This is a genomic window from Paraburkholderia phytofirmans OLGA172, from assembly GCF_001634365.1.
In the GTDB taxonomy this organism is placed as follows: domain Bacteria; phylum Pseudomonadota; class Gammaproteobacteria; order Burkholderiales; family Burkholderiaceae; genus Paraburkholderia.
Genome location: NZ_CP014578.1, coordinates 196,486 through 217,126, shown reverse-complemented (window position 1 = coordinate 217,126; position 20,641 = coordinate 196,486). Strand labels below are relative to the sequence as shown.

Below are 20,641 nucleotides of genomic sequence, written 5' to 3'. Positions count from 1 at the left end.
TATCGGATCGAAAAAATTCGCTATCGGCGAAGTGCTCTGGATGACCCACAAGCTGCTCTCGAACATTCACGTCTTTTCTCCGTCGTCGTAACAGAAAATCCCTTCTCCTTGCACCACCACGCCAAACAGAACATCCACGAAAACCTTAAGCACGTGCAGCGACAGGTGAAATGGATGCTTGACGTACAGCGACGTCATAAAGAAAGCCCAACAAAGGTTTGATTGATCATCAGATAAAATAGAAACATCCAATACCAGGGGAATCGACAGGATAGATTTCAGACTTATCCGATATCTATGAATCAATTTTTATGAATCCAACCACGCCGCAGGAGACGCCAAGCCGGTGGCCAAATGGCGCGTCGCCGACATCGTCGCGTTGTACGAACTGCCGTTCAACGACCTGATGTTCCGCGCGCAGCAAACCCACCGCGAACACTTCGACGCGAACACGGTGCAACTGTCGACGCTGCTGTCGATCAAGACCGGCGGCTGTGAAGAAGATTGCGCGTACTGTCCGCAGTCGGTGCATCACGACACGGGCCTGCAGGCCGACAAGCTGATGCCGGTCGATGAAGTATTGGCCGCCGCCAAGGTCGCCAAGGAAAACGGCGCGACGCGCTTTTGCATGGGAGCGGCGTGGCGCAATCCGAAGGACCGCCACCTCGAGCCGATCAAGGACATGATCCGCGGCGTGAAGGCGATGGGTCTCGAAACCTGCGTGACGCTCGGCATGCTGGAAACGCATCAGGCGCAAGGTCTGCGCGAAGCGGGCCTCGATTACTACAACCACAACCTCGATACGTCGCCGGAGTTCTATGGCCAGATCATTTCGACGCGCACGTATCAGGACCGGCGCCAGCCAGGAAACACAGCGCCTGCAACGCAAACTCGATTTTCTACGGCGACCAGTTGCTGACCACCAGTAATCCGCAAGCCGAAGCGGACCGCAAGCTGCTCGAACGCCTAGGCATTCGCGCGGAAGCGGCGCAGCAGATGCCGCTGGATCAGAGCGGCTGCGAGCATGGCTGTGATAAGCACGCCGCGCCGAACTAAAGAGCCAGGCGTACCAAGCGCGCGTGATAAAACACGCGCTCAATTGGGCGCTCGGCCATCCGTCTGGTCACGCGATCACTTGCCCGGCGCTCGACGCCCAAGCGCCGGGTGAAGCACTCAAACCCACTCAAACGAACGCATGCTGCGCGACCCTCGAACGCCTCCTCGCGAAAGCGCAGCGGCGCCGCGCAATGCACCAACGTGTCGATGAAATACCCGGCACGCGGCCAAGGGCCGAATCCCGCCGCGGTGTTGATGTGTCCCGCATCGCCAAGATTGACGAACGCGCTGCCGAAACGCTGCGCGAGCAAATCGTGCAGCGACTTCGCCCAGACTGCGACGTCCGGGGCGGGCCAGAGGCCCAAGCCAAAACAGCATGCCAGTGCGCAAACGCGCGCGATTCGCCTCGAAAAAGTAGAATGAAGCCTGTCCATAAAAGGAGGAGGCACCATGCCGCAAGCGTCGTCTGAAGCGCCGCAGGCGTTGCAGCCGTTCTACCGGGCCTTTCCCGCCATCGGACTCGACAACGCACGCGCCTTCCGGACCGTATGAAAATCCTCTTCTACATGCCGCATGCCGACGCCGCCGCGTGGCTTCACGACTTCGCCCGCGCGCTGCCGGAAGCCGAACTGCGCGAATGGCAGACCGGCGACATCGACCCTGCCGATTTCGCGGTCGTGTGGCGCCCGCCGCGTGAGATGCTGGCCGGCCGCGACAATCTGCGCGCGATCTTCAATCTCGGCGCGGGCGTCGATGCGATCCTCGCGCTCGAACACGAGCAACCCGGTACGTTGCCGCGCAACGCGCAGTTGATCCGGCTCGAAGACACCGGCATGGCCTCGCAGATGGCCGAATATGTGACGCATGCCGTGCTGCGCTACCTGCGCCGTTTCGACGAATACCAGACGCTGCAAAACGAACGCCGCTGGGAAGTGCTCGATCCGCACCCACGCGAGACCTTCACGGTTGGCGTGCTCGGCCTCGGCGTACTCGGCGCGCAGGTCGCGCAAACGGTCGCGTCGTTCGGCATGCCGGTGCGCGGCTATAGCCGCAATGCGCGGCAAATCGACGGCATCACGGCCTTCGCCGGTGAAGCGCAGTTCGATGCATTTCTCGACGGCGTGAAGGTGCTGGTGAATCTGCTGCCGCATACGCCGGATACGGGCGACGTGTTGAACCAGCGCACCTTCGCGAAGCTCGCGAAGGGTGCGTATCTGATCAACGTCGCACGCGGCGGGCATCTGGTCGAACAGGACCTGCTCGAAGCGCTCGCAAGCGGCCAGCTCGCCGCCGCGACGCTGGACGTGTTCCGCGAAGAGCCGTTGCCGCCCGATCATCTGTTCTGGAGGGAGCCGCGCATCACAATTACGCCGCACATGTCCGCGCTCACCTTGCGCGAAGAGAGCGTCGCGCAGGTCGCACGAAAAATGGCGGCGCTGATGCGCGGCGAAACCGTGAGCGGCGTGGTCGATATTGAGCGCGGATACTGAACGTGGATACTGAACACACCTATCGCGTGCGGATTTTGAACGCCACCGGATCCAACCGAACAACTGAAGAAGCGCCGCCACGCGCGGGCTCATTGCATGGGACCGGAGTAACGCGCTAAAGCGCAAACTCCGGTCAACACAGGAGACACATCATGGCCTTGCCCCAACACGTCAAAATCGTCGAAGTCGGTCCGCGTGACGGACTGCAGAACGAGAAAGAATTCGTCCCCACCGCGATCAAGATCGAGTTGATCAACCGCTTGTCGGCGGCGGGTTTCCGTAATGTCGAAGCGGCCTCGTTCGTCTCGCCGAAATGGGTGCCGCAAATGGCCGACGGCGCCGACGTGATGGCCGGCATCGAGCGCCGGGCGGGTACGATCTACTCGGTGCTGACGCCGAACCTGCGCGGTTTCGAAGGCGCGCTCGCCGCGCGCGCGGACGAGATCGTGATCTTCGGCGCCGCCAGCGAAGCGTTCTCGCAGAAGAACATCAACTGCAGCATCGCGGAAAGCATCGATCGATTCGCGCCGGTCGCGCAGGCGGCGAAGGATCATGGCGTGCGAATTCGCGGCAGCGTGTCGTGTGCGCTCGGTTGTCCGTATCAAGGCGAAGTGCCGGTGGCATCGGTGGTCGATGTGGTCGAACGTTTCGCGGCGCTTGGCTGCGACGAGATCGATATCGCCGATACGATCGGCGTCGGCACGCCGAAGCGCACGCGCGAAGTGTTCGAAGCGGTCACGAAAGCGTTCCCGCGTGAACGTCTGTCGGGACACTTCCACGACACCTACGGCCAGGCGCTCGCGAACATCTACGCCGCGTTGCATGAAGGCATCGAGATCTATCACGCTTCAGTGTCAGGTCTCGGCGGCTGCCCGTATGCAAAGGGCGCAACCGGCAATGTCGCGACCGAAGACGTGCTGTATCTGATGAACGGTCTCGGCATCGAAACCGGTATCGACCTCGCGCAAGTCGTCGCGATTGGCGATTTCATTTCGACGTCGATCGGCAAGCCGAACGTCTCGCGCGCCGGCAAGGCACTGCTCGCCAAAGCGCGCAGCGAACAAGCCAGCTGCGTTTGACGCCTGCTCATCCTTGAGGACCCTGAAACAATGACGGACCAAGTTTCTCTCGAATCCGACGATCTCGCCGCGTTGCCTGACTCGGCGCGCCGCGTCGCGCAGTTGTTGCGTGAACGCGGCCACGCGGGCCGGATCGTAATGCTGCCGGAAACCGGCAAGACTTCCGCCGAAGCCGCCGCCGGCCTCGGCTGTTCGGTTGCTCAGATCGCCAAGTCGATCCTGTTTCGCCGCCGCGAAGACGACGCACCGGTACTGGTGATCGCGAGCGGCGCAAATCGCGTCGACGAAAAGAAGGTCGCGGCGCAAGTCGGCGAGATCGGCCGTGCGGATGCGAAGTTCGTCCGCGAGAAAACCGGTTATGCGATCGGCGGCGTGTGCCCGATCGGCCACGCCACGGATCCGGTCACGCTGATCGATGCCGATCTGCTGGAACTCGACAGCCTGTGGGCCGCCGCGGGTCATCCGCATGCAGTGTTCAATCTGACGGCGCAAGAGCTGATTGCGCTGACGGGCGCCCCGGTGATCGACGTGGCGCTGCGCGAGACGGCGTGAAGCGATGACAGCGGACATCGATAACGAAGACGACGAGGCCGCCGTGCCGTCACCGTGCATCAGCGTGTGCAGGATGGACGCCTCGACCGGTTGGTGCGAAGGCTGCTTGCGCACCATCGACGAAATCGCCGGCTGGTCATTATTCGACGACGACGCGAAGCGCGCGGTCTGGGACGCGATCGAGGAACGTCACGCGGAGTTCATGGCAAAGCAGGCAAAGGGACAGCGATGAACGCCGCGCCGCGCATCGTGACGGTCGGCGAGACGTTCAGCTCGACGCTCGAACTATCGGCGGAATCGGTGAAATCGTTCGCCACGCTCGTCAACGACTTCAATCCGCTGCATCACGACGACGCCTATGCCGCGCAAAGCCGCTTCGGCGGTTTGATCGCGTCCGGCACGCAACCCACCGCGTATTTCATGGCGCTGCTGGCCACGCATTTCTCGACCTACGCGCAACCGCTTGGGCTCGAGTTCGACATCAAGCTGAAGAAAGCCGTCCACGCGAACGATACGCTGACGATCACCTGGCGCGTACGCGACGCTTACTGGAAGCCGAGTCTGAACGGCGATCTGGCGCATCTCGAGGGAAGCGTGGTGAATCAGCGCGGCGACACCATGTTGATCGGTACGTCGACAATTCTCGTGATGCCGAAACCTGAAGCATTAGCGAATTCGGGCGCGGACATAAACTCGGATACAAGCGTGGATACAAGCGCGGGCACGAATCCGGGCACAAGCGCACCATGATCACGCTACCGGAATCGATCCGAGTCTTCGAACGCGGCTGGCTTTCGTCGAACAACGTGCTGCTGGTCGACGACACGTGTGCCGCGCTCGTCGATACCAGTTACGCGACGCACGCGCCGCAAACCGTCGCACTGGTAAAGCAAACGCTCGGCGCGCGCCCGCTCGATCTGATCGTCAATACCCATCTGCATTCGGATCACTGCGGCGGCAACGCGCTCTTGCAGTCGACGTGGCCGTGCCGTACCGCGATTCCCGCATCCGAAGCCGACTCGGTGCGCAGCTGGGACGAAACCCGTCTGACGTTTCGCGCCACCGGCCAGACCTGCGAGCGTTTCACCTTCACCGAGACGATCACACCTGGCGCGCAGCTGCGGCTCGGCGCGCTCGACTGGCAAGTGCTCGGCGCACCGGGGCACGATCCGCATTCGTTGATGCTGTATTGCGCGGACGAACGCATCCTGATCAGCGCGGACGCGCTGTGGGAAAACGGCTTTGGCGTGATCTTTCCCGAGCTGGAAGGCGAAAGCGGTTTCGCCGAGGAACAGGCGGTCCTCGAAGCCATCGCGAAGCTCGACGTCCGGCTCGTGATTCCCGGCCACGGCTCACCCTTTACGGATGTCGAGCAGGCGCTTGAACGAGCGTTTTCACGCGTTGCGTGGTTACGCGCCGATCCGGCGCGAAATGCGAAAAATGCGCTGAAGGTGTTGATCGTGTTCAAGCTGCTCGAAGTTCGCGCGATGAGCTTCGACACCTTGCTGCGGATGCTCGACGATGCCGCCGTGATGCGCGCCGCCGCAACAATGCTCAAGCCACGAGGCGAATGGTCCACGTTGGTGCACACGATCGTTGAGGAACTGGCTGCCAGGAACGGGCCATTGGAAATAGATGGCGAGCGCATCGTCGCGCGCAAGGGTTGATGCGCGCGGGGCAGGTGGTCGGGTGGTCGGGTGGTCGGGTGGTCGGGTGGTCGGGTGGTCGGGTGGTCGGTCGGGCGGTCGGGCGGTCGGGCGGTCGGGCGGTCGGGCGGTCGGGCGGTCGGCAGGTTGTAAGCGGTAAGCCGCGTAGGACACGCAAAACACCAAAACCGTCGCCACAAAAAGAAAGCCGCTCGACCATCAAGGCGAGCGGCGGAAATTCTGTCGGACGTGATCAGCGTCGCTATGAATGATACGCGCGCCGGTTTTTCGACCGCATCAGTGATTTCCCTACAGAAGCATGACGCCGCCTTTTAAACCCGCATACAGACCATGCTACGAGGCCTCGTAGCCGTGCGAATTGAATATTATTGATCCGTCTATATAAACAATGTAGCGCGCCGGTTGCTCCGGAATCCGTACTAATACAGTCCGATTCATCGGCATGGCAAGCATCACATCAGGTCGAGGACAGACGTTTCTGCGGCACGATCCGCCAGCCGAGATTCACGCCGGCCGCCGCGAGCAGGATCAGCACCGCACCGAGCACCTGAATCCACGCGAGCGTCTGCCCGAACGCGACCCGGTCGACAATGATCGCCACCACCGGATAGATGAACGACAACGCCCCTGTCATCGAGGTCGGCAGCTTCTGGATCGCGCCGTACAGCAGCACATACATGAGCCCCGTATTGATCACCCCGAGCACGATCAATTCAAGCCACTGCACGCCGCTAGTCGGCAGCGCATCGAAGCGCACGAACGGCGCCAGCATCACGACGCCGAGCGACACCTGGATCAACGCAATCAGATGCGGGGGCGTGCCCTTCAGCCGCTTCGTGATGATCGACGAGACCGCATACATCGCCGCCGCGCCCACGGCATAGGCGACACCGACCAGATACTGGCCCGGCACCGCCAACACCGCCGGCTCGACCTTCACCACGAACACAAGGCCGACAAACGCGACCGCCAGCCAGGCGAGCGTCGAGGCGCTGATGCGCTCGCGAAACACCAGTGCGCCGAGCGCCACCAGCATGAACGGCTGCGTGTTGTAGACGGCGGTTGCCATCGAGATCGAAGCCCGTGAATAGGCCGCGAACAGCAACACCCAGTTGATGACGATCGCCGCACCGCCGAGCAGCGCGAGGCCGAGCATCTTCCACGAAAAGAGTTTGCGCCTGAACAGGCCGAGCACGGCGCACACGAGCGCCAGCGTCGCGCCGCCGAAGATGCAGCGAAAGAACACCACATTGAACGGGCTCTGCTGCGACGACACCACCAGCCAGCCGATGGTGCCGGACATCAGCATGGCCATGGTCATTTCAGCCGCGCCGCGGCGAATCTCATTTGACGCCATGATTCGATCCTTGAATTGATTCCTGCATGAGAAGCAGTGTAATTAATCCAACCGCCCGAATACATGGCTAAACTTAAGTCTTCCTGCGAAGGAGCCTAATATTTGAAGGCCATCATGACCAAACGCCTTGCTGCCGCCACGCCCGCCGCACTCGATGAAACCGACCGCGCGCCGCTTGCCGCCGCTAGGCTAGGCGAAACGCTCGACCGCGCAGCCTTGTCACCTCGTCACCTCGTCACCGCAGCCTCGTCACCTCGCGCTGAGCGGCCAGCGACCGGAGGCCGCCATTGCGCATGAACAAAGCCGCTTACTGTTCGACCGCTTCGAAAAACGACAGCATTTCCGTGACCAGTTCCTCCGGCGCCTCTTCAGGAATGTAGTGCCCGCACGGCAATGAACGCCCGCTCACGTCCCGCGCGACGTGACGCCATTCCGCCAGCGCGTCGAAGCACTTCTCGATCACCCCCTTGTCGCCCCACAGCACACGCAGCGGACAGCCGAGCTTGTGGCCGCGCTCGATGTCGGCACGGTCGTGTTCGAGGTCGATGCTCGCCGACGCCCGGTAGTCCTCGCACATCGCATGCACGGCGCCGGGTTGCGCCAGCGCGCTGCGGTAAGCGTCGAGCGCTTCGGGCGTGAACGGCGCGAGGCCCGCATGGCGGCTCCCCATCACCGCATCGACATACGCAGCCGGGTTCGCGCCGATCAGCGTCTCCGGCAGCGGCTCCGGCTGGATCAGGAAGAACCAGTGGAAGTAATGGGTTGCGAAGGCGCGGTCGGTGGCTTCGTACATCGCGAGCGTCGGCGCGATATCAAGCAGCATCAAGCGCTCGACGGCATCGGCATGATCGAGCGCCATCCGGTGCGCAACCCGGGCGCCGCGATCATGTGCGCACACCAGGAATCGTTCGAAGCCGAAGTGGCGCATCATGGCTACCTGATCGGCCGCCATCGCGCGTTTGGAATATGGCGTGTGGTCGGCGTCGCTCGGCGGTTTGCCCGAGGCGCCGTAGCCGCGCAAGTCGGTGGCGATGACGGTGAAGTGCTCCGCCAATTGCGCTGCGCACCGCTGCCAGATCAGATGCGACTGCGGGTGACCGTGCAGCAGCAGAAGGGGCGGCCCTGCCCCGCCCTTCACTCCGAAAATATCAACGTCGCCCACGGCGACGCGAAAGGGCGTGAAATCCTCGAAGGCCATAGCGGGTCTCTTGTCGTTTGGGAGTCAACGCATTGTAGGAGCGCAATGTGTCGATGCGGGGTGGGATAGCCCACGCAAGCATAGAAACTGAACACTCCTTCCAACTGTTCCTAACGGGCACGGCGCGGCAGCTTCGCCTATAATCGAACGACCGTTCATAAAATTTCCGGGCGGTCATGGCAAATACGGGGCGAGATCGTGACGTCAGCATGACACCGGTCAGCCTCGACGCATCACAGGCCATGTGCCGCTAAACTCACTATCGCCGGGCGCTCTACACCGCACCGGTCCGTTCATCAGGAGACTCGCACCATGGCATTGCCCGCCGTCCTGCAAAAACTCGCGCTGCCCGTTGTCGCTTCGCCGATGTTCATCGTCAGCTATCCCGAACTCGTGTTGGCTCAATGTAAGGCCGGCATCGTCGGCTCGTTCCCCGCGTTGAATGCTCGCCCGGCCGAACTGCTCGACGAATGGCTCACGCAGATTCAGGCCCAGCTCGCCGAGCACAAGGCAGCTAACCCCGACGCGATCATCGGCCCGATCGCCGTCAACCAGATCGTCCATCAGTCGAATACCCGGCTCGAGCACGACGTGCGTGTGTGCGTCGAACACAAGGTGCCGATCTTCATCACCAGCCTGCGCGCACCGGCGCGTGAGATCGTCGACGCGGTGCACAGCTACGGCGGCATCGTGCTGCACGACGTGATCAACCTTCGGCATGCGCAGAAGGCGCTGGAAGCGGGCGTCGATGGGCTGATCCTGGTGGCGTCGGGCGCCGGCGGCCATGCGGGCACGACCTCGCCGTTCGCGCTGGTCGGCGAAGTGCGGCGCCTGTTCGACGGCCCGATCGTGCTGTCCGGCTCGATCGCCAACGGCGGCTCGATTCTCGCCGCCCAGGCAATGGGCGCGGATCTCGCCTACATGGGCACGCGTTTCATCGCGACCAAAGAAGCGCACGCGGTCGACAGCTATAAGCAGGCGATCGTCAATTCCACGGCGTCGGACATCATCTACACGAACCTGTTCACTGGCGTGCACGGCAACTACATCCGCGAAAGTATCGTGAACGCGGGGCTGGACCCGGACGCGCTGCCGGAATCGGACAAGACCGCGATGAACTTCGCCAGCGACAAGGCGAAGGCGTGGAAGGACATCTGGGGCGCAGGCCAAGGCGTCGGCCTGATGGACGATGTGCCGAGCGTGGGTGAGCTGGTCCGGCGTCTGACGCAGGAATATGACGACGCGAAAGCGCGGCTGGGCATCGCGCGGTAAGCGGGCCTCACATATTGCGGCGGTACTGCCCGCCCACTTCAAACAACGCGTGCGTGATCTGCCCAAGCGAGCAGACGCGCACGACGTCCATCAGCACCGCGAACACGTTGTCATCGTCGATCACCGCGCGCTTCAAGCGCTCAAGCGCCGCGGGCGCGTCATTACGATGCCGCGCCTGAAAATCGCGCAGACGCTTCAACTGGCTCTGTTTTTCTTCGTCGGTGGAGCGGGCCAGCGCGATCGGCTGCGGCGCTTCGTGCGGATGCGCGCTCAAAAACGTATTCACGCCGACGATCGGATACGAGCCGTCGTGCTTGCGATGCTCGTACAGCATCGACTCGTCCTGAATGCGCCCGCGCTGATAACCCGTTTCCATCGCGCCTAGCACGCCGCCGCGCTCGGTGAGCCGATCGAATTCCGCCAGCACCGCTTCTTCCACCAGATCGGTCAGTTCCTCGATCACGAAGCTGCCCTGATTTGGATTCTGATTTTTCGCCAAGCCCCATTCGCGGTTGATGATCAACTGGATCGCGACCGCACGGCGCACCGAATCCTCGGTGGGCGTGGTGATCGCTTCGTCGAATGCATTGGTGTGCAGCGAATTGCAGTTGTCGTAGATCGCGATTAGCGCCTGCAGTGTGGTGCGGATATCGTTGAAGTCGATTTCCTGCGCGTGCAGGCTGCGACCCGAGGTCTGCACGTGATACTTGAGCTTCTGGCTGCGTTCGTTCGCGCCGTAGCGCTCGCGCATGGCAATGGCCCAGATGCGCCGCGCGACACGGCCGAGCACCGTGTACTCCGGGTCCATGCCGTTCGAAAAGAAGAACGACAGATTCGGCGCGAAATCGTCGATCGACATGCCGCGCGCGAGATAGGCTTCGACATAAGTGAAGCCGTTCGCGAGCGTGTAGGCGAGCTGCGAGATCGGATTCGCGCCCGCCTCGGCGATGTGATAGCCGGAGATCGACACCGAATAGAAATTACGCACGCCGTGATCGACAAAGTACGCCTGAATATCACCCATCACTTTCAGGCTGAACTCGGTCGAAAAGATGCACGTGTTCTGGCCTTGGTCTTCCTTCAGGATGTCGGCTTGTACCGTGCCGCGCACGTTTTCCAACGCTGTGCGGCGAGCGGTGGCGAGTTCTTCGCCGGTGGGCTTGCGTCCTTCCTGTTGCAGCCTTTCGTTTAGACGCGCGATCTGCTGATCGATCGCGACGTTGAAGAACATGGCGAGAATCGTCGGCGCCGGGCCGTTGATCGTCATCGACACCGACGTCTCAGGTGCGCACAGATCGAAGCCGTCGTAGAGCGTTTTCATGTCGTCGAGCGTCGCGACGGAGACGCCCGAGTTACCCACCTTGCCGTAGATGTCGGGGCGCTCGTGCGGCTCTTCGCCGTAGAGCGTGACCGAATCGAACGCCGTCGAAAGACGTTTGGCCGGCATGCCCTCGGAGAGCAATTTGAAACGGCGGTTGGTGCGGAACGGATCGCCTTCGCCAGCGAACATCCGTGTCGGGTCTTCGTTTTCGCGGCGGAACGGAAACACGCCTGCGGTGAACGGAAAGTAGCCAGGGAGATTGTCGAGCATCAGCCAGTGCAGGATTTCACCATGGTCAGCGAATTTCGGCAGCGCGACTTTGCGGACCTTGGATCCGGATAGTGTCGTGACGGTGAGTGCGGTATGAATTTCGCGGCCACGAATACGGACGATGTGTTCGTCGCCGGAATAGGCGCTCACCGTTTGCGGCCAGGCTTCGAGGAGTCTGCGTTCGCGCTCGCCGAGGGCGGCGGTGCGTTGGGCGATGAGTGTGTCGAGTTCGGTGTGGAGGTGAATCGCTGCCGCTGCACCTGTAGTTGTTGCGGCGCTCGCGCCCGGACCTGTTCTCGTGCCTGTGCCTGTGCCTGTGCCTGTGCCTGTGCCTGCATCAGCTTCGCCGAGCATCCGCCGCGCTTCAGTGAGGTGCCAGCGTTCACGTGCCACACTGGCTTGCGCGTCGGCACGCTCGCGGTACGCGTGGACGGTCTGTGCGACATCCGCCAGATAGCGCACGCGCGCGGGCGGCACAATGGCATTGCGGCCGCTCGAAAAGCGCAGGTCGTCGAGCCTGGGCAGACGGCCGCCGCCTGAACGCAGGCCGTGCGTGCGCAGCGCCCCGGCTACGTGCTGATAAAGCGCGGTCACGCCGTCGTCGTTAAAGCGCGAGGCGATTGTGCCGAACACCGGCATCGCGTCGGGCGCCTTCGCGAAGTCGCCGCGATTGCGCTGCACCTGCTTGGCGACATCGCGCAACGCGTCCGGCGCGCCTTTACGGTCGAACTTGTTGATCGCGACGAAGCTGGCAAAGTCGAGCATGTCGATCTTCTCCAACTGGCTCGCCGCGCCGAACTCCGGCGTCATCACATACAGCGATTCGTCGACGAACGGCACGATCGCCGCATTGCCCTGCCCGATCCCGGACGTCTCGACGATGATCAGATCGAAGCCGGCGGCCTTGCACAGCGTGAGCACGTCGGACAACGAATCGGTGATTTCACTCGACGCTTCACGTGTCGCCATCGAGCGCATGTAGACGCGCGCGCCGCCGCCCCAATCGCCGATTGCGTTCATGCGGATGCGGTCGCCGAGCAGCGCGCCGCCGGATTTGCGGCGCGACGGGTCGATAGCCAGCACGGCAATGGTGAGGGCGTCGCCATAATCGAGGCGAAAGCGGCGGATCAGTTCGTCGGTGAGTGAGGATTTGCCGGCGCCGCCGGTGCCGGTGATGCCGAGGACGGGAATCTCGGTCGCCTCAGCGAGGACCGCTAGTATTTCCGGTTCGGCCGATTTGACGCGGCCCGCTTCATACGCGCTGATCAGTTGGGCCAGGCGGCGGAAAGTGAAGGCTGCAGGGTCTGGCTGCTCGGCGGTGTCGTCGATCTGGCTGGCGTAGAGGGCTCCGCCCGCTTGCCGTGCCGTGCCGGAAAGATCGCGCGCGTTGGCGTGATCGTCGGCGCGCGCCTCGACGTCCGACTCTGCACGCGGCTCGAAACGCGGCAGCCCACACGCCGACAAATCGGCCACCCACTCGCCAACCGGACTTTCCCGTACGGCTGCAGCGGCGCGCGCCACTTCAGCGCAGCGCGCAATCATGTCGTCGATCATGCCTTGCAGGCCGAGCCGCTGGCCGTCATGCGGCGAATAGATCTTCTCGACGCCGTACCGTTCGAGTTCGGCAATTTCTTCGGGGACGATCACACCGCCGCCGCCGCCGAACACCTTGATGCGCTCGCCGCCGCGCGCGCGCAGCAGGTCGACGAGATAGCGGAAGTACTCGTTGTGGCCACCCTGGTAGCTCGACACGGCGACGCCGTCGGCGTCTTCTTGCAGCGCGGCGGTGGCGACTTCATCGACGGAGCGGTTGTGGCCGAGGTGGATCACCTCCACGCCGCTCGCTTGCAGAATGCGCCGCATGATGTTGATCGACGCGTCGTGGCCATCGAACAAGGCGGCGGCGGTGACGAAGCGCAGGCGCCGACCCGCGGGCAGCTTGTGGCCGCCGGCGCGCTGCGGCGTGGACAGATCGGTCATGTCTCCCCCAGATCGTTACGCGTATGGGTGCTTCCAACCAGTATAGCGAAACGAGTGCTGGCGCCTGCTCGGCCTGCTCAACATGCTTGCGCACCGGCTGGCGCGGTCGCGCAACACACCTATCGCGCCGCCAGCGCCTTGATCTGTTCCAGCGAAGGCCATAGCGATTCGTTCGCAAACCGGTCGGCCAGGAAGTCGACAAACGAACGCACCTTGGCCGACAGATGCCGACGGCTCGCGTAGACCACGTGGATGGGTAACTCGCGCGGCGGCACCTCGTCCACCAGCAGCGGCACCAGGCGCCCCGCCGCCAGATCGTCGCCGATCACCTCGGTGCCGAGCATCGCGATGCCCGCGCCTTGCAGCACGATCACGCGCTGCGCCTCCAGATGGTTGACGATCAGATTGCCGGACAGACGCACGCGCGGCGAGGCATCGCCGGTCGCGGGAACGATTTCGAGCGCGGACACGCCCGCATACTGCAGATAGTTGTGGCGCGCCAGATCGGCGACGGTCTTCGGCGTGCCGTGCCGGCGCAGATAAGCCGGCGACGCGCATAGCACCAGATGAGCGGTCGCAATCTGCCGGGCGATCAGCGAAGACGACTTCAGTCCGCTCGGCGAAGCCCGGATTGCAACGTCGAACCCTTCGTCGATCAGTTCGACCACGCGGTCGGACAGGGTCATGTCGACGGTGACCTGCGGATACTGCGCGGCGTAGTCGGCCACTGCGGCCATCACGTGGCTCAAGCCGAACGCCGACAACGACGACACCCGCAAACGCCCTTGCGGCACGACGCTCGCCGCGCCGACCACCTGCTCGGCTTCTTCGAGCTCGGTGAGCACCTGGCTCAGGCGCTCGTAGTATTCGCGGCCCGCCTCGGTCGGCGCGACACGGCGCGTGGTGCGGTTCAGCAAACGCGCGCCGAGCTGCTGTTCGAGGTGCATCACATGCTTGCTCGCCATCGCCGCCGACATCTCCATCCGTTCGGCCGCGCCGACAAAGCTACCGACTTCGACTACATGGCGGAACACTTTCATGCTGACGAGGGTATCCATCTCAATCGCTCGCTTCAGGAATCAATCGGCGCCATTTTGCCGGGTTTATCAAAAGCTGGGCGGCAAATCAGGCGGAAGCGGACACCGAAAGCGGACGCAAGAAACGGCAAAGCCCACCTTCCGGGGAAGGTGGGCTTTGCAGATGTTGCCGGGTACGGCAGCCTTGGCAGTGGCTGTGGCGGCGCGTTCACGTTGACCGCTACGCGGCAGTGACCCGGCACCTGTTCGCAGGCGCCGACCGCCATGCCCCCAGACGCCTAGAACTTCGCGCGCAGGCCGACGCCGTACGTATTGCCGCTCGACTGGCTGGTGATCTTGTCGTACATATAAGCCGCGTAGATATCCGTGCGCTTGGACAGCGGATAGTCATAGCCGAGCGCAGCCGTCTGACGGGTCTGGTCGAGGCCGCCACCGTCGCGCGAATAGGCGTACGACGCCATCACCGTGCCCGGGCCGGCCGGTACCGACACGCCGCCCTGCGCCGTATTCACGTGCCAGCTCGAAATGGTCTGCTGGTTATACGTGTACATGTACTGCCCAAAGAACTTCACGAACTTCAGGTCGTACGAGACGCCGGCTTGCGCCACGCTCTGGCTCTTCAGGCCCGGAACGCCCGACGTATTGAAGCTGCCGAGGTCGCCCGGCACGTTGTTGAAGTTCACGTACTGGTACACCGCGGTCGCCGCGAACGGGCCGTGGAAGTACAGCACCTGGCCGCTCCACTTCTTCGCGCCGTTTTCGCCCGCCGTGTTGCCGAGCGCGTACATCGCCGTCGCGGACAGGCCGTTGAAATTCGGCGACGAGTACGACACCGCGTTGTTCCAGCCCGAGTCGCCGGTCACGCCCTGATCGGTGTTGTAGGTCGGGAACGTGCCGAGGCCGAGGTACACGTGGGCCACCATCGGCGAGAACACATACGAGTCGATGAACGGGTTGAACAGAATCGTCGACACGAACAGCGGCGTGGTCAAACGGCCTGCCGTCACCGTGCCGTACGGCGACTCGATACCGACGTACGCGTTGCGCGAGAACATCGTGTCGCCCTTGAAGCGGCCGTACTCGCCGTTCTGCGCGAGGAAGAAGCCTTCCAGCGCAAAGATCGCCTTGTAGCCGTTGCCCAGATCCTCCGCCCCCTTCAAGCCCCAGTACGACGTCGACATGCCGCCGCCGGACACCTGCACTGCCGTCTTGCCGCCCGGGAATTTCTGCGCGCCAACCCATTCGTCGACCTGACCGTAGAGTTGTACGCTCGATTGCGCAAAAGCAGACGATGCACTGGCCAGCAGAGCGGCACACGCGGTTGCCTTGAGGGTGGTCTTCAGCGCACTGCTGATGCTTGTTTTCATGGGTTCTCCTGTCTTTGTCAAAAGGGGTGCGGCTGTGCGAAAGGGGGAACTCGCGCGAACCGTTGTTGTTGTCCGTTCGATCATCGAGCCAATCTGGGCGGGACCATCTTTGCGGACCATTTTTATGGACAAAAATATCTTGGCTTATTGCGGGTATAGCGGTCTGATTAGTTTTGCCACTTATCGGCCGGATAGAGGCATGGCCGTGTATGTCGTCACCGCATCGCCGCGGACCTCGCGGTTGGGCGCAAAACGTTACTGACAGTGCGCCCGACTGGGAGATAACGGCTCAGAGGACATGCGGAAGACGCGCCGCGGCAAGACCGACCAAATTTGACGACGAGAGGTGGTGTGCTGCCGAGTGTTTTCAAAAAAGTGTGGTGTCGAAACGTCACATTGACAGGGGCGTTCTGGACGGCAGCGACGCGCCATGCCGCAGCAAACCGGTTTGAAAGCTGGAAAGGCGGATTTGGCGAAGCGTGGGGAGGGAAATTCGGTGAGACGAGGAGCGGCGCGGGATCGCATTTGGCGCGAGCCCGATTGCCGCGCTGCCGCTAGTTACGGTACGGCGAACCTTCCGGCTGACGCGGGTCGTCCCCTTGGCGCTGCATGACACGCGAGGCGCCGCGCTCTTCGTTGTAGCGGGCGACATCGGCACGAATCGAGCCGGCGCGAACCGGTGCGTTGGGCGGCGGCCGGGGCACCGCGCGCGATTCGGCGCTGACCGGGGTGATAGCGCCAGCGTACTGCATGCTGCCGCGGCCATCGTTAGCATATCCGGCCTGTCCGGCGACACGGTGCATGCCGGGGGTGTAGCCGCCAAAGCCGTTGGCGTAGCTGCCGACGGCGAAGTTCACGCCGCCATGCGGCAAGCGTGCGTTGCTGTCGGCCATGTTGTTGCGAGCCGGTCTTACATTGGCCGCGCCGTAGCGATAGCCGCCGTTGCGCGCCTCGCCGCGCATGGCGCGGCCCGCAGCGGCATGCGAGTAACCGCCGCCACCGCCGCCGTGCGGTATGCCCAGCTCTTTTGCGTAGGCGAACGAGCACAACGCAGCGATAACCGCGCCCACTGCCCAGTGCTTCGTTCTCGACAACCCGTCCACCCAGTAACTCACATGCCCGAAGACCTGCCTGAAGCCCACCGTTCGAGCTGCGATGGACTTGTTCTGGGATCGGCGCGAGCGCTGCGTATCTGTCGCGGCGCGGGGCATCCCGATGGCCTTTGAGCGTAATTTATGGGTGCCGGCAAAGGGTGTCGAGCCAAAAAGTGTTAGGCCTCGACCGCTGTTGTAACACCTTGTTACTGCGACGTTTTTCCGAGACAGTGTCCTTGCGCGAAAGCCTTGAAACAGCTTGGTTCGACGGCATTATCGAGATTGGCCGAGGGTGCTTGCATATGACGAATCCCACGCGGATTTTTCGCCGGATTGTCAAAAGGGCAGTAGACCAAACAAATACGGTCGCCAATACTGGAACTGACCGTGGACATCGGCTGAAGCTCAGCCGATGCAGCAATTTGATGCGCGAGGCTCATTAATCGATTCGGCAAATGAATTTGCATTTTCAATCGGTTTTCAATAACAATAGGCGTTTTCCATAGCCTCAGGCGGGCGTATTCGCGCGCCGTGCTTTCCGCATCACCGAATCGAGATTCCGCCATGGCCCGCCCGAAACTGCTCCCCGACAATTTCACCTTGTGCCTCGTGAGCACCGTGATCCTTGCCAGCTTTCTGCCGGTTCACGGGCAGGCCGCTGCCGGGTTCAACTGGGTGACAAACGTTGCAGTCGGCCTGCTGTTTTTCCTGCACGGCGCCAAGCTCTCACGCGAAGCGATTATTGCGGGCGCGACGCACTGGCGCCTGCATCTGGTAGTGCTGCTCAGCACGTTCGCGCTGTTTCCGCTGCTCGGCCTCGCGCTTAAGCCGCTCCTTTCGCCACTTGTCACGCCGGCGCTCTACGCGGGGGTCCTCTTCCTCTGCACGCTGCCGTCGACGGTTCAATCGTCGATCGCGTTCACGTCCATTGCCAAAGGCAACGTGCCGGCCGCCGTATGCAGCGCGTCGGCCTCGAGCCTGCTGGGCATCTTCATCACGCCCGCACTCGTCAGCCTCGTCGTCACCAGTCAGGCTGCGAGCGGGGGCGCCTCGCCGTGGCATACGGTGGGTAACATCGTTCTGCAATTGCTGGTGCCGTTCGTGGCCGGGCAGTTGCTGCGCCCGCTGATCGGCAAGTGGATCGAGCGCAACCGTGGCGTACTGAAGTTCGTCGATCAGGGCTCGATCCTGCTGGTGGTGTACGGCGCGTTCAGCGAGGCCGTTGACGAAGGCCTGTGGCACCAGATCCCGTTGTCCGCGCTCGGCGGCCTGGTGTTGATCAGCGTGGTGCTGCTCGCGCTCGCGCTGGCCGCGACGATCCTGGTCAGCAAGCGGCTCGGATTCAACCGCGCCGACCAGATCACGATCATTTTCTGCGGTTCGAAGAAAAGCCTCGCTGCCGGCGTGCCGATGGCCAAGGTGATTTTCGCCTCGCATGCGGTGGGCGCCGTGGTCTTGCCGCTGATGCTGTTCCACCAGATCCAGCTGATGGTGTGCGCCGCGCTCGCGCAGCGCTGGGGGGCTCGCGACACCAGCGGCGAAACCCGCGCTGCCTCGCGCGAGCGGCCCGCCGCCGCCGTCGCGCGCCGTTGAATACGCGCGCAATGCAAACAGGACATTCATAAGCGCCCTCCCTGAGCGTCATTTGAAGAAAGCCGCCTTGTGCGGCTTTTTTGTTATTTCACGCTCAAACGCCGCAGCTGTCGCCTCAGCCGGATGGCATAGGCAAAGTCCTGGCCGTGGCAACGCCAGCCGGCAGCGGGCCCAAGACCAAGACGCACCATTTTTGTGCAACGCTTCACTAAAAATTCACTTAATTTCAAGCAGAATGGGACGATAAGACGAATGTCGATCGCTACGCCTAACTGCCATGCAACCTCGTTCGCCCTCCCGATCCGCTACGCCGCGCATCGAGGAATTGATCGCCCGGCGTGCCTTGTCCGCCGTATTCCAGCCGATCATCGATTTCGACGACGGCGCGATCCTCGGTTACGAAGGTCTGATCCGTGGCCCGGCCGGCACGCCGCTCGAAGCGCCGTTCGCCCTGTTTTCGCAGGCACTCGCCGAGGGCTGCGCGCTTGAGCTCGAGCAGGCCGCCGCGCGCACTTGCATCAATGCGTTCACGAAGCTCGATTTCGACGGCAAGCTGTTTCTCAATTTCAGCGCGGGGGCGATCCGTCAACTAGCCGAAGCACGCGACGACGCGCTCGCGCTGCTGCACCGCCGCGACATCGACCCGCAACGGATCGTGATCGAGCTGACCGAGCAAAGCACGATTGCGGATATCGCCAGTTTCCTGCCGGTGATTTCGGCATTGCGCACGGCCGGCGCGCAATTCGCGCTCGACGACTACGGCACCGCGAACGCCAGCATGAATCTTTGGGTGCGCCTGCAACCGGACATCGTGAAGATCGACCGCTTCTTTATCCACGGCATCTCCAGCGATTCGCTCAAGTTCGAAGCCGTGCGCGCCATGCAGCACTTCGCCAACGCGAGCGGCGCGAAGCTGGTGGCCGAAGGCATCGAGGACGAAGCGGATCTGATCGTGGTGCGCGATATGGGGATCGGCTGCGGGCAGGGCTATTTCTTCGGCAGGCCGCATGCCCAGCCGGCCCGCAGGGTCACCGACGACGCCCGCGCCGCACTGCGCGCCGGCCACATTGCCGTGTTCCCGGAGACCACGCGCACGGTGAGCAGCGCATCGCCATCGGGCGGCATGGCGTCGGCGAAGATGATGGTGCATGCGCCCGCGCTGCCGCGCCATGCCACTAACAACGACGTGCTCGACCTGTTCAACCGCATGCCCGATTTGCACGCGGTGGCGGTGGTCGAGCACGGCGACCCGGTCGCGCTGATCAATCGCCGCAGTTTCATGGACCGCTACGCGCTGCCTTACCACCGCGAACTGTTCGGCAAGCGGCTGTGCCTGCAGTTTGCGAACGCATCGCCGGTGATCATCGAGCAATCGATGACCGTCGAACAAATGGCCAAACTGCTTGCAAGCGACGACCAGCGCTATCTCGCCGACGGCTTCGTCATCACCGACAACAACGGCAAATACGCCGGTCTCGGCACCGGCGAGAATCTGGTGCGCGCGGTGACCGAAGTGCGCATCGAAGCCGCGCGCTACGCGAACCCGCTGACCTTTCTGCCGGGCAACATCCCGATCAGTTCGCACATCGCCCGCCTGCTGGGGAACGACGCGGGCTTCTACGCCTGTTACGTCGATCTGAACCACTTCAAGCCCTTCAACGATCAGTACGGCTACTGGCAGGGCGACGAAGTCCTGAAATTCGCCGCCGCCGTGCTCGCCGACGTCTGCGACCCGACCCGCGATTTCCTTGGTCACGTCGGCGGCGACGACTTCCTGATCCTGTTCCAGAGTGAGGACTGGCAGGACCGCGCGCTGCGCGCGATTCACCTGTTCAACGAAGGAGCGCAGCGCTTCTATGCGCCCGCCGACCGGCTGGCCGGCGGCATCCATGGTGAAGACCGGCGCGGCAATCCGACCTTCTTCGGCTTTGTGACAATGGCGATCGGCTGCGTGCACGTCGAGTCGGACGGTGGTCCGTCCTTTTACAGCAGCGAGGAAATTGCCTCCGTCGCAGCGCTGGCGAAGCGGCGTGCGAAGCACGAAACAAGCGGGTTCGTGCTGATCGATGCGGATGAGAGCGTGGCGCTGCTACGCGGACAGGCCGACATGTCGGCTAAGCCGTTCGACTGAATGCACCGGCGCGCCAACGCCAACGCCAACGCCAACGTCAACGCCAACGTCAACGCCAACGCCAACGCCAACGCCAACGCCAACGCCAACGCCTTGTTTAGCATATTTTACTAAACAACATAAACCAGGCCAGCGTCACTGCCTACGGGTATTTCCGGGTACCGATCACTTGTTCAC

The 20,641-nt window shown here is 62.8% G+C and carries 17 protein-coding genes and 2 pseudogenes; 10 read left to right on the top strand and 9 right to left on the bottom strand.

What is annotated here, in order from left to right:
- Nucleotides 1-66: 66 nt before the first annotated feature.
- Entirely contained in the window at nt 67-198 is a 132-nt protein-coding gene (locus tag AYM40_RS43205; protein ID WP_256390470.1) for a hypothetical protein, read from the bottom strand.
- A gap of 103 nt (nt 199-301) precedes the next feature.
- Here AYM40_RS43205 and AYM40_RS00935 point away from each other — a divergent pair.
- A pseudogene (locus AYM40_RS00935) lies at nt 302-1,056 on the top strand (biotin synthase BioB).
- A gap of 127 nt (nt 1,057-1,183) precedes the next feature.
- Here AYM40_RS00935 and AYM40_RS37870 read toward each other — a convergent pair.
- Nucleotides 1,184-1,364, bottom strand: a pseudogene (locus tag AYM40_RS37870) (alpha/beta hydrolase); the annotation flags it as partial.
- Nucleotides 1,365-1,604: 240 nt separating this feature from the next.
- Between AYM40_RS37870 and AYM40_RS00925 the strand changes: the two are divergent.
- From AYM40_RS00925 to AYM40_RS00900, 6 genes are all read left to right on the top strand, one after another.
- Entirely contained in the window at nt 1,605-2,546 is a 942-nt protein-coding gene (locus AYM40_RS00925; RefSeq protein WP_063494567.1) for a 2-hydroxyacid dehydrogenase, read from the top strand.
- 152 nt (nt 2,547-2,698) lie between these two features.
- Nucleotides 2,699-3,625: a hydroxymethylglutaryl-CoA lyase gene (locus AYM40_RS00920; protein WP_063494566.1), complete on the top strand. Its 927-nt coding sequence runs from the start codon at nt 2,699-2,701 to the stop codon at nt 3,623-3,625.
- 30 nt (nt 3,626-3,655) lie between these two features.
- Nucleotides 3,656-4,177 (top strand): YbaK/EbsC family protein, encoded by a 522-nt coding sequence (locus AYM40_RS00915; protein WP_063494565.1) that lies wholly within the window; start codon nt 3,656-3,658, stop codon nt 4,175-4,177.
- Between the two features lie 4 nt (nt 4,178-4,181).
- Nucleotides 4,182-4,409 (top strand): DUF1289 domain-containing protein, encoded by a 228-nt coding sequence (locus tag AYM40_RS00910; RefSeq protein WP_063494564.1) that lies wholly within the window; start codon nt 4,182-4,184, stop codon nt 4,407-4,409.
- Nucleotides 4,406-4,927 (top strand): MaoC family dehydratase, encoded by a 522-nt coding sequence (locus tag AYM40_RS00905; protein ID WP_063494563.1) that lies wholly within the window; start codon nt 4,406-4,408, stop codon nt 4,925-4,927. The genes AYM40_RS00910 and AYM40_RS00905 overlap by 4 nt, the downstream gene beginning before the upstream one ends.
- On the top strand, nt 4,924-5,844 hold the full coding sequence (locus tag AYM40_RS00900; protein WP_063494562.1) for an MBL fold metallo-hydrolase: 921 nt from the start codon (nt 4,924-4,926) through the stop codon (nt 5,842-5,844). The genes AYM40_RS00905 and AYM40_RS00900 overlap by 4 nt, the downstream gene beginning before the upstream one ends.
- Nucleotides 5,845-6,301: 457 nt before the next feature.
- Here AYM40_RS00900 and AYM40_RS00895 read toward each other — a convergent pair whose 3' ends face one another.
- On the bottom strand, nt 6,302-7,201 hold the full coding sequence (locus tag AYM40_RS00895) for a DMT family transporter (RefSeq protein WP_063494561.1): 900 nt from the start codon (nt 7,199-7,201) through the stop codon (nt 6,302-6,304).
- A gap of 307 nt (nt 7,202-7,508) precedes the next feature.
- Nucleotides 7,509-8,399, bottom strand: coding sequence for an alpha/beta fold hydrolase (locus AYM40_RS00890; RefSeq protein ID WP_063494560.1), 891 nt, complete (start codon nt 8,397-8,399; stop codon nt 7,509-7,511).
- Nucleotides 8,400-8,711: 312 nt separating this feature from the next.
- Here AYM40_RS00890 and AYM40_RS00885 point away from each other — a divergent pair, with 312 nt between their 5' ends.
- Nucleotides 8,712-9,671: an NAD(P)H-dependent flavin oxidoreductase gene (locus AYM40_RS00885; protein ID WP_063494559.1), complete on the top strand. Its 960-nt coding sequence runs from the start codon at nt 8,712-8,714 to the stop codon at nt 9,669-9,671.
- Nucleotides 9,672-9,678: 7 nt separating this feature from the next.
- On the opposite strand, the gene AYM40_RS00880 is transcribed toward AYM40_RS00885, so the two are convergent.
- The 5 genes from AYM40_RS00880 to AYM40_RS00860 form a co-directional block, all read right to left on the bottom strand.
- Entirely contained in the window at nt 9,679-13,242 is a 3,564-nt protein-coding gene (locus tag AYM40_RS00880; protein WP_063494558.1) for a methylmalonyl-CoA mutase family protein, read from the bottom strand.
- 119 nt (nt 13,243-13,361) lie between these two features.
- A complete protein-coding gene (locus AYM40_RS00875; RefSeq protein WP_063494557.1) occupies nt 13,362-14,300 on the bottom strand; it encodes a LysR family transcriptional regulator in 939 nt (312 codons plus the stop codon).
- A 257-nt stretch (nt 14,301-14,557) separates the two neighbouring features.
- Nucleotides 14,558-15,646 carry a porin gene (locus AYM40_RS00870; RefSeq protein ID WP_063494556.1) on the bottom strand — a complete coding sequence of 363 codons (1,089 nt, stop codon included), beginning with the start codon at nt 15,644-15,646 and terminating at the stop codon, nt 14,558-14,560.
- A gap of 554 nt (nt 15,647-16,200) precedes the next feature.
- Nucleotides 16,201-16,857: a hypothetical protein gene (locus AYM40_RS00865; protein WP_236720877.1), complete on the bottom strand. Its 657-nt coding sequence runs from the start codon at nt 16,855-16,857 to the stop codon at nt 16,201-16,203.
- 89 nt (nt 16,858-16,946) lie between these two features.
- A complete protein-coding gene (locus AYM40_RS00860; protein ID WP_148662073.1) occupies nt 16,947-17,306 on the bottom strand; it encodes a hypothetical protein in 360 nt (119 codons plus the stop codon).
- Between AYM40_RS00860 and AYM40_RS00855 the strand changes: the two genes are divergently transcribed.
- Both AYM40_RS00855 and AYM40_RS00850 read left to right on the top strand, forming a co-directional pair.
- Entirely contained in the window at nt 17,305-18,333 is a 1,029-nt protein-coding gene (locus AYM40_RS00855) for a bile acid:sodium symporter family protein (RefSeq protein ID WP_063494554.1), read from the top strand. The genes AYM40_RS00860 and AYM40_RS00855 overlap by 2 nt on opposite strands.
- A 277-nt stretch (nt 18,334-18,610) precedes the next feature.
- Nucleotides 18,611-20,464, top strand: a complete 1,854-nt coding sequence (locus AYM40_RS00850) for an EAL domain-containing protein (protein ID WP_063494553.1) — start codon at nt 18,611-18,613, stop codon at nt 20,462-20,464.
- Nucleotides 20,465-20,641: the final 177 nt, after the last annotated feature.

Coding starts and splice junctions, on each gene's coding strand:
- AYM40_RS43205 (WP_256390470.1), bottom strand. CDS start 198: ATGACGTCGCTGTACGTCAAGCATCCATTTCACCTGTCGCTGCACGTG.
- AYM40_RS00925 (WP_063494567.1), top strand. CDS start 1,605: ATGAAAATCCTCTTCTACATGCCGCATGCCGACGCCGCCGCGTGGCTT.
- AYM40_RS00920 (WP_063494566.1), top strand. CDS start 2,699: ATGGCCTTGCCCCAACACGTCAAAATCGTCGAAGTCGGTCCGCGTGAC.
- AYM40_RS00915 (WP_063494565.1), top strand. CDS start 3,656: ATGACGGACCAAGTTTCTCTCGAATCCGACGATCTCGCCGCGTTGCCT.
- AYM40_RS00910 (WP_063494564.1), top strand. CDS start 4,182: ATGACAGCGGACATCGATAACGAAGACGACGAGGCCGCCGTGCCGTCA.
- AYM40_RS00905 (WP_063494563.1), top strand. CDS start 4,406: ATGAACGCCGCGCCGCGCATCGTGACGGTCGGCGAGACGTTCAGCTCG.
- AYM40_RS00900 (WP_063494562.1), top strand. CDS start 4,924: ATGATCACGCTACCGGAATCGATCCGAGTCTTCGAACGCGGCTGGCTT.
- AYM40_RS00895 (WP_063494561.1), bottom strand. CDS start 7,201: ATGGCGTCAAATGAGATTCGCCGCGGCGCGGCTGAAATGACCATGGCC.
- AYM40_RS00890 (WP_063494560.1), bottom strand. CDS start 8,399: ATGGCCTTCGAGGATTTCACGCCCTTTCGCGTCGCCGTGGGCGACGTT.
- AYM40_RS00885 (WP_063494559.1), top strand. CDS start 8,712: ATGGCATTGCCCGCCGTCCTGCAAAAACTCGCGCTGCCCGTTGTCGCT.
- AYM40_RS00880 (WP_063494558.1), bottom strand. CDS start 13,242: ATGACCGATCTGTCCACGCCGCAGCGCGCCGGCGGCCACAAGCTGCCC.
- AYM40_RS00875 (WP_063494557.1), bottom strand. CDS start 14,300: ATGGATACCCTCGTCAGCATGAAAGTGTTCCGCCATGTAGTCGAAGTC.
- AYM40_RS00870 (WP_063494556.1), bottom strand. CDS start 15,646: ATGAAAACAAGCATCAGCAGTGCGCTGAAGACCACCCTCAAGGCAACC.
- AYM40_RS00865 (WP_236720877.1), bottom strand. CDS start 16,857: ATGCCCCGCGCCGCGACAGATACGCAGCGCTCGCGCCGATCCCAGAAC.
- AYM40_RS00855 (WP_063494554.1), top strand. CDS start 17,305: ATGGCCCGCCCGAAACTGCTCCCCGACAATTTCACCTTGTGCCTCGTG.
- AYM40_RS00860 (WP_148662073.1), bottom strand. CDS start 17,306: ATGGCGGAATCTCGATTCGGTGATGCGGAAAGCACGGCGCGCGAATAC.
- AYM40_RS00850 (WP_063494553.1), top strand. CDS start 18,611: ATGCAACCTCGTTCGCCCTCCCGATCCGCTACGCCGCGCATCGAGGAA.